The sequence below is a fragment of the Stenomitos rutilans genome (assembly GCF_059505485.1).
In genome coordinates this window covers 77,641-91,623 of sequence record NZ_JCACKR010000035.1, presented here as the reverse complement: position 1 = coordinate 91,623, position 13,983 = coordinate 77,641, and the positions used below count along the sequence as shown (strand labels likewise).

The 13,983-nt window shown below is 52.1% G+C and carries 9 protein-coding genes; 2 read left to right on the top strand and 7 right to left on the bottom strand.

Translation table 11 applies throughout. From position 1 onward, the window contains the following. Positions 1-66 precede the first annotated feature (66 nt). The 4 genes from AC5JLP_RS05955 to AC5JLP_RS05940 all read right to left on the bottom strand — a co-directional run bounded on the left by AC5JLP_RS05955 (position 67) and on the right by AC5JLP_RS05940 (position 5,298). On the bottom strand, positions 67-1,632 hold the full coding sequence (locus AC5JLP_RS05955; RefSeq protein WP_496067000.1) for an ABC transporter ATP-binding protein: 1,566 nt from the start codon (positions 1,630-1,632) through the stop codon (positions 67-69). A gap of 245 nt (positions 1,633-1,877) precedes the next feature. Further along, positions 1,878-2,828 (bottom strand): ABC transporter permease, encoded by a 951-nt coding sequence (locus tag AC5JLP_RS05950; protein ID WP_496066999.1) that lies wholly within the window; start codon positions 2,826-2,828, stop codon positions 1,878-1,880. 128 nt (positions 2,829-2,956) lie between these two features. Next, positions 2,957-4,102 (bottom strand): ABC transporter permease, encoded by a 1,146-nt coding sequence (locus AC5JLP_RS05945; protein ID WP_496066998.1) that lies wholly within the window; start codon positions 4,100-4,102, stop codon positions 2,957-2,959. Between the two features lie 2 nt (positions 4,103-4,104). Next, on the bottom strand, positions 4,105-5,298 hold the full coding sequence (locus AC5JLP_RS05940; protein ID WP_496066997.1) for a BMP family ABC transporter substrate-binding protein: 1,194 nt from the start codon (positions 5,296-5,298) through the stop codon (positions 4,105-4,107). A 512-nt stretch (positions 5,299-5,810) separates the two neighbouring features. Between AC5JLP_RS05940 and AC5JLP_RS05935 the strand changes: the two genes are divergently transcribed. Beyond that, on the top strand, positions 5,811-10,085 hold the full coding sequence (locus AC5JLP_RS05935) for a WD40 domain-containing protein (RefSeq protein ID WP_496066996.1): 4,275 nt from the start codon (positions 5,811-5,813) through the stop codon (positions 10,083-10,085). Between the two features lie 74 nt (positions 10,086-10,159). After that, positions 10,160-11,128: a peptidoglycan recognition protein family protein gene (locus AC5JLP_RS05930; RefSeq protein ID WP_496066995.1), complete on the top strand. Its 969-nt coding sequence runs from the start codon at positions 10,160-10,162 to the stop codon at positions 11,126-11,128. On the opposite strand, the gene AC5JLP_RS05925 is transcribed toward AC5JLP_RS05930, so the two are convergent. The 3 genes from AC5JLP_RS05925 to AC5JLP_RS05915 form a co-directional block, all read right to left on the bottom strand. Then, on the bottom strand, positions 11,116-11,709 hold the full coding sequence (locus tag AC5JLP_RS05925) for a Uma2 family endonuclease (RefSeq protein ID WP_496066994.1): 594 nt from the start codon (positions 11,707-11,709) through the stop codon (positions 11,116-11,118). The genes AC5JLP_RS05930 and AC5JLP_RS05925 overlap by 13 nt on opposite strands. Before the next feature lie 228 nt (positions 11,710-11,937). Beyond that, positions 11,938-12,735, bottom strand: coding sequence for a hypothetical protein (locus AC5JLP_RS05920; protein ID WP_496066993.1), 798 nt, complete (start codon positions 12,733-12,735; stop codon positions 11,938-11,940). Positions 12,736-12,965: 230 nt separating this feature from the next. After that, complete coding sequence (locus tag AC5JLP_RS05915; protein ID WP_496066992.1) at positions 12,966-13,961, bottom strand: metal ABC transporter solute-binding protein, Zn/Mn family; 996 nt, start codon at positions 13,959-13,961, stop codon at positions 12,966-12,968. Positions 13,962-13,983: the final 22 nt, after the last annotated feature.

The window sequence follows — 13,983 nt, the reverse complement described above, 5'->3', positions numbered from 1 at the left end:
GTCAGAGGGTTAAAAAGCCTATAGCTCAAGAACACACAATAACTTCATCCCTCATCCCTCATCCCTTTAGTGCCCCGCCATGCTTTGACCGATCGCGGCAAAGTCTGCATCTTCAATGTTGCTTTCGTAGGCAAAAGTGCCACCGCTGATGACGAAGATGCGATCGGAGAGCTTGAGCAACTCATCCAGATCTTCGCTGACTAGCAGCACGGCAACGCCTCGATTGCGGGCTTCAAGAATTTGACCGTGAATGTAGTCCACCATTGCAAAGTCCAGACCAAAGCACGGGTTGGCTGCAATAAGGAGTTTGATGTGGTCTTCGGACAGTTCCCGTGCCAGAACGGTGCGCTGGACGTTACCGCCAGAGAGATTGCCGACGGGCGTATCGGGCGAGGGGGTTTTGATTTTGAAGGAACTAATCAAGCCTACGGCCATTTCGCGGATGGCTTTGAAGATGAGCAGAATGCCTTTTGCCTGGGGAGGGCGATCGAAGGTTCTGAGCGCCAGGTTTTCAGCCACACTCATATGTGCGACACACGCATTACGGAGTGGCTCCTCTGGGAGTACAAACACACGGTTTTTAAACATTTCAGCGCGAGTCATTTTGTAGACTTCACCGTTGACCATCACTTCGCCTGCGGTTGCCGGACGCTGACCTGCCAGCACTTCCACCAATTCGCGTTGACCGTTGCCAGAAATGCCCGCGATGCCAACTACTTCGCCACTGTGAACTGTGAGATCCACGCCACCCACTGCTTCCAGACCATTATCTTTGTTGGCGTGAATGCCTTTAATTTGCAAGATGGGTTTGGGTTCGTCGTGGAGAGTTTTCTCAACCTTCTGGGGTTCCCGTTTTTCACCCATCATCATTTCTGCCATCGCAGAAACGGTCATGTCTTTCACCGTGCCGCTGCCCGCAAACTGCCCCTTGCGAAGGACGGTAATTTCGTCCGTAAAGGCGGTGATTTCACGAAACTTATGGCTGATCATCAACACGCTCAGCTTGCCATCCGTCACCTGCTCTCGAATTAAGCCCAGCACCTCATCGGCCTCGGCAGGCGTGAGCACCGAGGTTGGCTCATCCAGGATGAGGATTTTGCTTTGGAGATAAAGCTGCTTGAGAATTTCCAGCTTTTGCTTTTGTCCAGCGGCCAGTTGCCCAATCAGCAGATCGAGCGGCACTTTGAACGGTGCGGTCTCCATGAAGGCTGAAAGCTCTTCAAACTCCTTCTTCCAGTTGATAAGGTTGGTGTTGTCAAAGCGGGAGAGCACCAGATTTTCGGCAACCGTCATCGCTGGCACAGAGGTAAAGTGCTGGTAAACCATGCCAATCCCATAGGTATGAGCATCACGCGGGCTGGCGATCGCTCTTACCTGTCCATCAATGAGCACCTCTCCCGATGTCGGGGTATAAAAGCCCATGATGCATTTCACCAGGGTGCTTTTACCCGCACCGTTTTCCCCCAGCAAGGCATGAAAGGTGCCAGGCTTAAGCTTCATGGAAACATTTTCTAGAGCGGTGAAAGAGCCAAACCGCTTAGTCATGTTGACCACTTCAAGCTCTGGTGGTCCTGTAAGCGCATGAGCATTATTGGTTGAACTGTGGGTGAGTGGATTTGCAACTTCTGTCATGCTGCCTCCTGAGGGGACATTTAAATGAATGCGTAGAGCGATACGTTTAGAGACGTGAGCGTTGGTGGATGCGTTAGAGGATTGCGAAAGGCTAGGCTTCAGAGCGAACGAGATAAGACGGCTATTGGGGCGCGGCTCCTTTGAAGAGCATCTGCTTGGCAAGCGCGTCTAGATAGAGTGAGGCGATCGTGATCTAGGAATCCCATTTAGACAATCCCAATCTCTTAATCAATCGTCAACTTCAATTAACCACTAATTGTTCCGAGTGCACCCGGAGCACCAGAAAGCGTTTTCTTCGGTGAGCAAGTGATGATCATAATGAGCAGCGTCAACACGTATGGAGCGGCGTTGAACAAATAGCGGCCTTGCTCAATGCCAACCGATTGCAGAGCAGGGCCAACCGCCTGCGCGCCACCAAAGAAGAGTGAGGCCCACAAACACTGAATCGGGTTCCAACGAGCAAAAATAACCAGCGCGACCGCCATCAAACCCTGACCACTAGAGATGCTCTCAGACCACAGACCCGGATAGTAGAGGGATAAACAAGCGCCTCCGATGCCAGCCAGAAAGCTACCCGCAATGATGCAGAGCATTCTCACTCTGGAAATGGAAACGCCCATTGCAAGCGCCGCATCAGGACTATCGCCCACTGCGCGGATAAACAAACCCCAGCGGGTCGATTTGAAGAACCAGAACATCAGCGGCGCGATCGCCACACCGAGAATAAACAAGGGGCTAATCTTAAGGGCCGACTGTACAGCCGGAATGGAGCTCCAACCGCCCAGATCGATTGTGGGTAACGGGGGAGCCTTCGGTTGAATGAAGGGTTTTCCTAAAAAGAACGCAATGCCACTACCAAAAATAATCATGGCAATACCAACGGCAATGTCATTCACCTTTGGTTGCTGTGAAAGCCATGCGTGAATAAAGCCCAGCGCCATACCAGCGATGCCTGCGACTAAAACTCCAATCCACGGAGAGATAGCTGGCCCTACCTTTTCTTGCAGCAGGTATGACACCGCGTAGGCACTCATTGCCCCGGTCAGCAAGGTGCCTTCTAGCCCCAGGTTGATTTTGCCGCTTTTTTCGGTCAAACATTCACCCAGGCTAACGAATAGAAAGGGCGCACTTCCGCGCAGCGTTCCCGCAAAAATGCCGAGTACGACACCCCATGCACCTAACGCTTCTGTTGCCATGACAGTTCTCCAAACAAGTGTTAACGGATGAAAGGCTAAAGGATAAGAGCTAAAGGCTAAAGAGTTCTCCTTAGCCTCTATCCTTTAGCATTCAGACTTTCTTCTTTAGTAGCATTCAGACTTTCTCCCTAAACGGTTGCAGTTGCCGTCACCGAAGCAGGTGGAGTGCCTTTCAATTCAGGCTCCTTGAAGATCTTTAAGCGTCCGTAGAGCGATTCGCTATACAGAACGACGATGAAGACAATGCCCTGAAACACCAGCACAGTTGCATCAGGCATGTTAAAAGAGCGTTGGAGTGCCCCACCACTGGCAATAATGCCACCCAGCAAGACCGCCACAAGAGCCGCCGCGAGAGGATTGTAACGGGCGACAAAGGCAACCAGGATGCCTGCATAGCCGTAGCCTGCCACGATCGACGCATTCGCCTGTCCTTGTACTGCCGCAACTTCTACCATGCCTGCTAAGCCAGCACAGGAACCCGCCAGGAAGCAGATGATAATGGTGAGCTTGCCGACAGGTAGCCCCGCAATACGCGCTGCTTTGATATTGCCCCCTGCGGTGCGAGCCGCAAACCCAAAGGTGGTGTGCTGAATTAAGAAGTAGGCAATAACGCAGGCAATGATGCCGTAAATCAACCCGTAGTGAATCCGCGTCGACAAGATATTGCCGATCCTGTAAACATCTGGAATGGGAAAGCTCGACGGCTTATTGAGGGACGCCGGGTCTTTCATCGGGCCTTCAACCAGGTGGTTTAGAAGAGCGATCGCAATGTAGTTCATTAGCAAGCTACTAATGGTTTCGTTGACCGCCCGATAGTGCCGCAGCGCACCGACGATCGCAATCCACACACCACCAAATAAAATGCCGCCCAGTGCCATACCAAGCTGCACCACTAGCGGTGGCAAGCCCAAAAGACTTTGCACCTGATCCGGCGACGGAAGCAGGCTACCGTAAGACAGCAAAAGCCCAAAAATTGCTGCACCAATGCCACCCATGACCAGTGCACCCTCGTTGCCAATGATCATCAATCCCAAACGAGCTGGGAGGGCCGTACAAAGGGCCGTCAACATCAACGGTGCCGCGCGTAATAGGGTGCCCTGGAACGATCGCCAATTACCAAAGGCAGATTTGTAAATGGCTCCATAGATGTCAAATGGATTTTTACCGCAGATGGCGCAGAAGATGCCAAAGATGACCAGCGCAACAATAAGTGCCCCCAGCGGGATACAAATGGCTTCAGCGGTCGATCGCCAGTTAGAACGATTTAGTACCATGATTAGCTTGCCTTCCCAATAACGCCTTCAGCCAACCAGTTAATCTGGGTCGGTTCCGCATCCGTCACTTTGTAGCTGGTGCCAGCCGGAATTTTCACCGCACCTGTGTTGTCTTTAATCGCGCCTTTGTAAACCGCTACCGAACCGTCAACAATCTTAGCCTTGGTCGCTTCCTCGTCTTTCTTAGTAGCGTCCGATACGGCTGGACCAAAGGTTGCCAGACTGATGTAATCCTCCTTGAGGCCGCCAATCACCTGATGAGGAATACCACCATTCATTAACGTTTTACCGGCCTTGAGCAACTCAACATACTGCTTGTGAATCGTCGCCCAGTTGTACATAGTGCCTGTCAAGTAGCCTTTTGGCGCCAGTGCTGACTGGTCTGAGTGAAGACCGCTTGAAAAGATGCCGCGTTTTTCAGCCGTCTCAATCACTACTTTGGGGCTATCTACATGGACACCAACTACATCAATGCCTTGGTCTGCCAAGGAATTGGTGGCTTCCGCCTCTTTCACAGGCAACGACCAATCGCCAGTAAAGATCACCTGCACCTTAATGTCAGGCTTGACGCTGCGTGCACCCAGGATGAAGCTATTAATATTTCGTAAAACGGGGTTAATAGGTTTAGCTCCGACAAAGCCGAGTTTCCCAGTCTTACTGGTCTGAGCCGCAATGCGTCCCGCTAGATACTGACCCTCATCAATCAGCGCAAAATAGCTGCCGACGTTTTTGGGCAAGCCTTCTTTCCAGAGGGTGCCAGAGTGGAAGAACTGCACGTCTGGGTAGTCTTTGGCAACTGCCAGCACGTGTGGGTCGAAATAGCCAAACGAGGTAGGAACGACAACAGTGGCACCGTTCTGGTCAATCATGTTGCGCATGACTTCCTGAACTTCTTTGGTTTCAGGCACGCTTTCTTGCTCAACAATTTTGATGCCAGGGATGGAGGCGATCGCGGCGGCACCTTTTGCCTGTGCCTGGTTCCAGCCGTAGTCATCCTTGGGTGCGTTGTAGATAAACCCAATCACAATGGGCTTATCTGAAACAGGGCTAGCACCACCACCGCTACTTGCCTGCGTTTCAGGAGGTGCAGAAGAACAGCCCGTCCACAGCTTAGATGTTGCCCCAAACGCAGCGGTTGCCATCAGCCCCCGAATAATTTGGCGACGGGGAATATAGAGAGGTCTTCTCGTACTCACGTTTTAATTCTCCTGAGAAACTAAAGATGAAGAGGATTAATCAAAGATGGGCAGTGGGCAATGTGAAGCGAAGTGGGGAGATGAGGAAAGGCAACACCACTAAGTGATTAACGACAACTAGCGGTAGCAAGATGTCTGTCAGCCTATGAGAAAAAAAAAACTCAAAATGTGCCAGATGTGACATTTAGTCGTTTCAGCGAGGTGCGTCAGAGGTGCGTACAAAGTGAGAAGAATGTCACGAGCATGACAGAGCCTCTGGTAAAGAGCTCATAAGATAAACGGCTAAACAACGTTAGATCAAACCTCTAGATTAGGTTTCAACATCTTGTACCAGTACTTTAGCAGCCAAAATCATCTCTAAAGGTAAATCATCTTAAACGGTTTCAGACCCGTCTCTAACGTATGATTGTGGCGTCTTACATACCAAATACGAACTTTAGCTTTAGCTGAGGCTCTCACAGTAAGACAGCGATCAATCGTTTACTTTTGTAGCGTTTGCTTACCTTCTACGTATGGATGCTGATGCAGCACTCAAAATTGTTGAAAAAGCGTTGAGCGACAAGCGTTTAGGGCGATTGCAGGTGATCGTGTTTCGGCAAGCATGGGATGACTTGTCGTATCAAGAGATTGCGAAACAGTCGGGCTACGAAGTGGGCTACATCAAACAAACAGGTTCGCAACTCTGGCAGGTTCTCTCAGAAGTGGTGGGCGAACGGGTAACGAAAAATAATTTGCAGGTTGCCTTAAAGCGGTACGCCAATCGGGAGGGGATTGGGAGTCAGGAGTCGGGAGTCGGAAGGCAGGAGTTGGGAGTCGGAAGGCAGGGGACAGGAGACAGGGGACAGGGGGCAGAGGATAGGGGGCAAGAACTCAGAACTCAGAACTCAGAACTTAAAACTCAGAACTCTCCACACTCTATACCCCACCAAGACTGGGGCGAAGCCAGCGATGTTTCGGTTTTTTATGGTCGATCGGCTGAACTCACCACCCTGGAGCACTGGGTACTGGACGATCGCTGTCGCCTGATTGGCCTTTTTGGCATGGGTGGCATTGGCAAGACGGCGCTCTCGGTTCGGCTGGCAAAACACATTCAAGACCATTTTCAATACGTCATCTGGCGATCGCTCCGCAATGCCCCACCCATTCACACGCTGCTGCATGATTTGATTCACTTCGTTGCCAATCAGCAGGCGCAGGCACTTTTGTCAGACATGGACACGCTAGACAAGCAGATCTTGCGGTTGCTGCACTATCTACGCGCTCACCGCTGTTTGCTGATTTTGGATAACGCCGAAACTGTGATGCAACCGGGCGATCGTGACGGGGGCTACCTACCAGGCTACGAGGGGTATGGTCAGCTCTTGCGGTGCCTCAGCGAAACCCCACACCAAAGTTGCTTGCTCATGACCAGTCGTGAAAAGCCCAAAGGGCTTGCGCCCAGAGAGGGCGACAACTTGCCTGTGCGATCACTCCAATTGACGGGCATACCAGCCGCGATCGGACGGGAAATCTTGAGCATCAAAGGCACCTTCTCTGGTTCGGCAGCAGAATGGCAACAGCTCGTTGACCACTATGCTGGCAATCCTCTCGCGCTGAAAATTGTCGCTACAGCGATCGCTGATTTCTTTGACGGCAGCCTGACGCAGTTTTTAGACTTTTCCCAGCAAGGTAGCTCGGTCTTTGGGGACATTCGGGACTTGCTGGCACGCCAAATGGGTCGCCTATCTGATCTCGAACAACAGGTCATGTTCTGGCTGGCAATCAACCGCGAACCGCTTCGCTTTGCAGAGTTGCAGACCGACTGTTTGCCACCTGTAACCCCTACCCAACTGCTCGAAACCCTCACAGCTCTAGAACGACGCTCTCTCATTGAAAAAAACGGCACTCTTTTCACGCTGCAACCCGTCGTGATGGAGTATATGACCGAGCGGTTGATTGAGGATGTGTGTGGAGAAATTAGGGGAGTGGGGAGTGGGGAATGGCGAGTAGGGGAGGAGAAGGCAGAGGGCAGGGGAGAGGGGACGGGGAACAGGGGGCAGGGGGCAGAACTCAGAACTCAGAACTCTCTAGCAACGCGGCGCGAAGCGCTACTCAAAACTCAAAACTTAAAACTCAAAACTCAAAACTCAAAACTGCCTTCTACTCCTTTAATGCGATCGCACGCACTCATCAAAGCGCAGGCAAAAGATTATGTGCGTGAGGCGCAAATACGCTTGCTGCTGTTGCCAATTGTCGATCGCCTGTTGCACAGTGGCAGTCGAGCGGATGTTGATCGTGACCTGATGCAGCTTCTCAGTGCTCTACGTGGGCAGGCACCCCACACGATCGGATATGTGGGTGGCAATGTGATCAATTTGCTCTGTCAGCTTCAAGTCGATCGAGCTGATGACGAGCTGGCGCTGAGTGGTAGTGGGATGAGCGATCCAGGGTTGGGCAACCGCACTGTAGCTGTGTTGCGCGATCGTGACTTTTCTCACCTCACCCTCTGGCAAGCCTACCTCCAGAAAGTACACCTGCATGGAACCGATTTTTCTTACTCTGATCTCAGCAAATCGGTCTTTACCGAAACGTTTAGCCAAATTCTGGCAGTTGCCTTTAGCCCGGACGGCAAATTGCTGGCAGCAAGCGATATTAGCTACGAGGTGCACATCTGGCAGGTATCTGATAGCAAGAAGTTGCTTACCTGCAAGGCTAAGGATGGCTGGGCCTGGTCGGTTGCCTTTAGCCCCGATAAACGGCTGCTTGCCAGTAGCGCTAATGGCACCATTCACCTGTGGGATTTGCACACAGGCGATTGTGTACAAACGCTCCAGGGCTATACCAGTCGTGTGTTCTCGCTGGCCTTTGACCCCACTGGTACGTACCTCGCCAGCGGCAACGAAGATCCCCAAGTGAGAATCTGGAACGTTGCCACAGGCGCACTCACCGCAGTCTTGACGGGTCATACCGATGAAGTGCATTCTGTCGCATTTAGCCCGGATGGACGGCTGCTAGCCAGCGGAAGTTACGATCGCACCATCAAGTTATGGGACATGTCAAATTTGGCGCAGGAGTCAGAAGTTAGAAGCCACGAGCCAGAAGTCAAAACTCAAAACTCAAAACTCAAAACTCAAAACTTCCCCCCTCACTCCTCACTCCTCACCCTTACCGATCACGCTGATTGGGTCTGGTCGATCGCCTTTAGTCCCGATGGCAGAACGCTGGCTAGTAGCAGCAGCGATCGCACCATCAAGCTGTGGAATATGGAAACTCAGCAGTGCTACAAAACCTTGGTGGGGCATGCGGAAGCGGTGCGATCGATTGCCTTTGCGACATCTCCAGGCAGTGGGTTGCACGGTGCGTGTCTCGTCAGTGGCAGTGATGACCACACGGTTCGGTTGTGGAACGACAGTGGCGATTGCCTGCGGGTGCTGCAAGGTCATACCAGTTGGATTTCTGCTGTTGCCTTCAGTCCGGCTGGAAGCCTGCTAGCCAGCGGTAGTGAGGATCAGTCTGTCCGCTTGTGGGATGCCCGCACGAATCAATGCTTACGCTTACTGCAAGGCTACAACAGCGGTGTCTGGTCGATCGCCTTCAGCCCCAATGGGCAAACCCTGGTCAGCGGCGGACAAGACCGCACCATCCGCCTGTGGCAACTTTCGCAAGACAAGCGATCGATCGATCGTCACCCCACCCCGCCCCCTGCACCCGATACCCTCACCGGGCACACTAGCTGGGTTTGGTCAGTTGCCTTCAGCCCCGATGGCCGCATGATCGCCAGCGGCAGCGAAGATGGTACTGTACGCCTGTGGAAGGTCACGGCCTACGAAAGGCAGAAGACACTCCCCACCCCACCCCCCACTCCCCACTCCCTCACCCTCACCGGACACACCCACGCCGTTTGGTCAGTTGCTTTTAGCTCAGATAGTCAACTGCTAGCCAGCGGTAGCCTGGATGGGACGATTCGCCTTTGGGAGCGATCGGGCGATGAGTCCCCATATGTGTCTAAGCAATGTTTGTATGGACACGAAAGCGGCGTTTGTGCGGTTGCCTTTACGCCTCAATCACCTTTTGCAGGACGACGGCACCTCCTCGCCAGCGGCAGCCAGGATCAAACCATTCGATTCTGGTCGATCGTCACCCCAACTGCGCCGCTACATGCCCCCAACAGTCCGCCATCCATGAATGTGCAACCTTTAAATACGTTGCATGGTCACATGAGTTGGATTCGCTGTATTGCCTTCAATCCCGATGGCACGCTACTGGCGAGTGGTGGGTCAGATGGCATTGTGATTGTATGGGACGTGCAAACGGGCGATCGGCTACATACGTTTCAAGCGCATTCCAGCCTGGTGCTGACTGTTACTTTTAACCCTGAGGGCACCATATTAGCCAGTAGCGGGGGGGATGGCATCATTAAACTGTGGGATATTGCAGAAGTCAGAAGTCAGAAGTCAGAAGTCAGAAGTCAGAAGTCAGGAGCTATTCAATCCAATGCTCTCCCCTCTTCCCTTGCCTCCCTCCCCCTGCTGCAAACTCTACACGGGCATCAAAATTGGGTTCGCTTTCTGGACTACAGCCCCGATGGCACATTACTGGCAAGCTGTAGTCAGGATGGCACCGTTAAGCTCTGGAGTCAGACTGTGGATGGCTTTGAACCATCATGCCTTGAAACATTAAGGGTGCAACGACCGTATGAGGGGGCAGAAATTACAGGGGTAACCGGACTCACGACCGCTCAAAAGAACACTCTGAAGTTACTTGGCGCGATCGAGCATCCGACAGACTGCGCCTCACCACCCACCTAGCCAGTATCATGCGCCTGATCATGTAAGCTTTAACCCAGGCATTGTTGCACCTCAGATGCCGACTAATGATGCATATGAACCGAAAACTTTTTTCCACTATTATCGCGGTTGTGCTATGCCTGACGACGTTTGTGTTTGTCATTAACACCAGCCGTAGCCAGTTGACCGTTGCTCAAAGTGTCGATACACTGCGACAGCCAAACACGCCTTTAGCGAAGCCAGACCCGGCCTCTACCACTTGTGCCTTACAGCCCGATCGCGGCAGCGTCCAAGCACGTACTCAGGCGATGTTAAAGCGCCGTGCCCAGTTGCTTGCCAGCGGTTCTTTTGACCGTTCGCGCTTCCGGCAAGAACCTAAGCTCGCGTTACCAACGGGCGATAAGGCAACGCCAGGAACCACATCACCAGCGTTCGGTGATGTACCAAGGGAGCAGATCGCGTTTGTCGATCCCACAAACTACGGCGATCGCTTTCTCAATGACATCAACGGCAAACCTGCCAACTTAGAACCGCTGATTGTGCTGCACGAAACTGTTGGGTCTGCCAGCAGCGCGATCGGCATGTTTCAAACCTTTCATCGCAGTGATGACGATCAGGTCAGCTATCACACGCTGGTGAAACGAGATGGCACACTGGTCTATTTAGTACCGCCGGACAAACGCGCGTTTGGGGCAGGCAATTCTGTCTTTGTGGGTGCTAATGGTGATGAAACAGTGAAAACCCATCCCACGTTTCCAGGATCGGTAAACAATTTTGCCTACCACATTTCGCTAGAAACACCTTACGACGGCAATCACAACGGCTATACCCACAGCGGCTACACCCAAGCTCAATACAAATCCCTTGCGTGGCTGGTGGCAAAAACAGGCGTTGCCGATGAGCGCATTACAACGCACAAAGCCGTCGATCGCTCCCGATCGCGCATCGACCCCCGCAGCTTCAGCAACCCAACGTTCTTTTCACTCCTCAGAGCGCAGCCCAAAACTGCTGAGATTGCCATTCGCTGTACCAATCCTTTCCAGGCATCGGCTCAACCACAGTGACGCAGCGCTTGCAAAAATGCTTTAATAGCTTGTGGCTGCTCTTGCGGACGAACGTACTGTGCGAATAAAGGCAAATCTAAATCTGGAAAAAATTGGCTCCTGACGATTTCTTGATAGCTGTCTCCACGAAGGTCATAAAGCGTGAGTTGATTACTTTGCCAGATGAGCACCTCTGGAACTTCTAGCCCTTTATAAACCGCGAGTTTATCAACTCCCCCACTGGTCAAATCAACCCCGATCGCAAGATCAGGTAACGCTTTCAACGTATGGACGCAGTAGCACTCATCAGGCTCCAAGCCTCGTGCTTTGGCTTCACGTCGAAAAGTGGTTGAGCCATAGCCATGTAGGGGAATATCAACTTCTTCGGCATATCGTTCTAACAGTCTTGCCATGATCTTTTTAATCATTTCATGCTCTGGAGAAGGCATAAAGATTTCTAGCGTTCCCTCCAGATAAATGAGTCGCAAGCCTGGATAGTCCCCCAACGTTGCTAGCAGACTTTCATACTGTTGCCACGTCACGCTAGGCAAAACAATCCGCTGTTCTTCGCTAGAAGCCGATGGGTAAAGCAGAGTGGTCATTGTAGTGAGATGACAAGGCCAATGGTTGGGCTAATTGTAGCGAATCCATCTGCGTTGATCCTAGTTAGGGGCGTGTGCGTTTGTGAGCTAGTAGAACGTCAACTTTGAGTTGAGAGGTCGATGAGTCGATGTGCTGGCTTACTGATCAACGCATCCACCCTTTCACACTCTACCCATTCACTCCTAGCCCATCCACTCCTAACCCATCCTTTCAACCTTGACAGACCACTAGGTTCGCTGCGCGATCGCCACCACTCTGTCTAAAACCGTTGCCTTGTACTGCTCGTCTGAATATTGATCGAGATGCTGGAAGAGCGCGACGGGTGGCACAACGCGACAGCTAAAAAACTCGATCGCGGCCTTACCATCAGGAAACAGCAGCACTTTGGGTGAGAGATCTTTAGGCGTTTCAACCTTCCACTGCCATTGCACCTGAGCCGGTAACGCTTCAATCAACCGATGGTGCGACCAGCTACAGGCTTTACCAAGTCGTCCAAATTCCCCTAACTCTCGCCGCAAAAGAGACGCAATGATAAAGGAAGCCGGAGAACGATCGCCCTCGATCGCCTCTATGGCATTGGGTAAAGCGCCCTCTGGTTGGGGTGGCCGGGTACGATCGCCACTGGCAGCAAGCGCATTCTCCAGTTGAGCCGTGGTGCTGAGCACTTCTGGTACCGCCCAAATGGCACCAATCCCTTCATCTGTCTGTCGATGCAGATAAGCAACCAACCGCATGTCTTGCTTGAGTTTGAGTCCAGGAAGTTTCGTTAACACCGCACCTGGATTGGCCGCGCTAATAAACCATTCCCCACGCGTATTAGGAGCATGCGTTGCTTCTTCAAGCGAACCACCAAAATTAAAGAGATCGCTCAGATCACTCAGCGAATCGGGTTCTGGAACCTCTGTTTCAGCAGTAAACGAAACCCACGATCGGGGATGGTTTTCAGATTCAGGCAACGCAAAGCCATGCTGTATGTGCTGCCGAATTTTTTGTAGGACTTCAAGCTGAATTTTTTGCACAGGCATAGCGTATGGTGCGTCTCAAGGCTGAATTGAGCAAGCAGCCAAGCATGAGCCCAGCCTGCTTTAATGCCTAGTGTGCCCAACAACAACGGGATCATCGATAAGTTCTGAGTTTTGAGTTGGAAGAGAGAGGCGTGAGGCGTAAGAGGTTTGAGTTTTCCCACTCCTTACGCCCACTGCCTCCCTGCCCCCTTGCCTCCTCTGGCTCCCCTGCCCTCTGCCTTCTACTCCATTCACTTCACCTGAAACGGTGTATATCTACCGCCCAACCCCTCAACGATCGTTTTGGTATTGGCAAGCAAAAGCTTTTCGTAGCTATCACCGTCACTGCCCTTTTCGCCCAACCCATCCGCAAACAGGGCGCGATCGGCAATTTTGACACGGGCTTCTTTTGCCACCGCTTCAAGCAGTTGTGGGTTAATCGTCGTTTCAGCAAAAATGGTTGGCACCCTGGCTCGCGTAATCTCTTGAACCAGCACCTTTACCCGTGTAGGGGTGGCTTTTTCTTCAGTGCTCAAACCTTGCAAGGCACCAACAACAGGAATACCATACGCCTTGGAGTAATACCCGAAGGCGTCGTGGGTTGTCACCAGTTTGCGCTGCTGAGACGGTATGGTGGCAATTGCAGCTTTGATCCAGGCGTGGATTTGAGTCAGCTCGTTCGTCACTTTCTGAGTATTGGCAGCGTAGAGCGTGGCTTGCTGTGGCTGTAGTTGCGACAGGTTTTTGTTGATCACGGCTGCTAGTTGAGCACCATTGGCAGCATTGTGAAACACATGGGGATCAGGCTCTATTTGGCCGTCTTCTTCAAACGATTGAGGCGTGGGCACCGCGACTTCATCCACCGCAATTTTGGCCGCAGGATTAGTGTTTGCTTTGATCAGACGAATGATTTCAGGCTCAAAGTTGTAGCCACCGTAGAGAATGAGCTTTGCCCGTTCGATCGCTTTGAGGTCATCTGGCTTCGGCCTGTACTCATGAGGGTCAGAGCCAGCGTCAATCAGGCACTTGAGGTCTATGGTATCAGCCGCAATCTGTTGCGTCAGATCACACAAAACGGTATTGGTAGCCACAACGAGCGGACGATCGCTCTGTGCCGCTGGACTCACTGATTGAGTGGTCGGTTTCGAGGCACATCCACTTAACCCAAGCAGTAGCGACACTGTCGCCACCCCAACGACGTAATTCCGTTGACTCAACCATTGATCCAACATCGGTTTACACAGCATAAAGCTTCCTGTATATTTGTGA

Excerpts from the sequence above, each read along its gene's own strand:
- AC5JLP_RS05920 (WP_496066993.1), bottom strand. The coding sequence starts at position 12,735 with ATGCCTGTGCAAAAAATTCAGCTTGAAGTCCTACAAAAAATTCGGCAG.
- AC5JLP_RS05925 (WP_496066994.1), bottom strand. The coding sequence starts at position 11,709 with ATGACCACTCTGCTTTACCCATCGGCTTCTAGCGAAGAACAGCGGATT.
- AC5JLP_RS05930 (WP_496066995.1), top strand. The coding sequence starts at position 10,160 with ATGAACCGAAAACTTTTTTCCACTATTATCGCGGTTGTGCTATGCCTG.
- AC5JLP_RS05915 (WP_496066992.1), bottom strand. The coding sequence starts at position 13,961 with ATGCTGTGTAAACCGATGTTGGATCAATGGTTGAGTCAACGGAATTAC.
- AC5JLP_RS05935 (WP_496066996.1), top strand. The coding sequence starts at position 5,811 with ATGGATGCTGATGCAGCACTCAAAATTGTTGAAAAAGCGTTGAGCGAC.
- AC5JLP_RS05955 (WP_496067000.1), bottom strand. The coding sequence starts at position 1,632 with ATGACAGAAGTTGCAAATCCACTCACCCACAGTTCAACCAATAATGCT.
- AC5JLP_RS05950 (WP_496066999.1), bottom strand. The coding sequence starts at position 2,828 with ATGGCAACAGAAGCGTTAGGTGCATGGGGTGTCGTACTCGGCATTTTT.
- AC5JLP_RS05945 (WP_496066998.1), bottom strand. The coding sequence starts at position 4,102 with ATGGTACTAAATCGTTCTAACTGGCGATCGACCGCTGAAGCCATTTGT.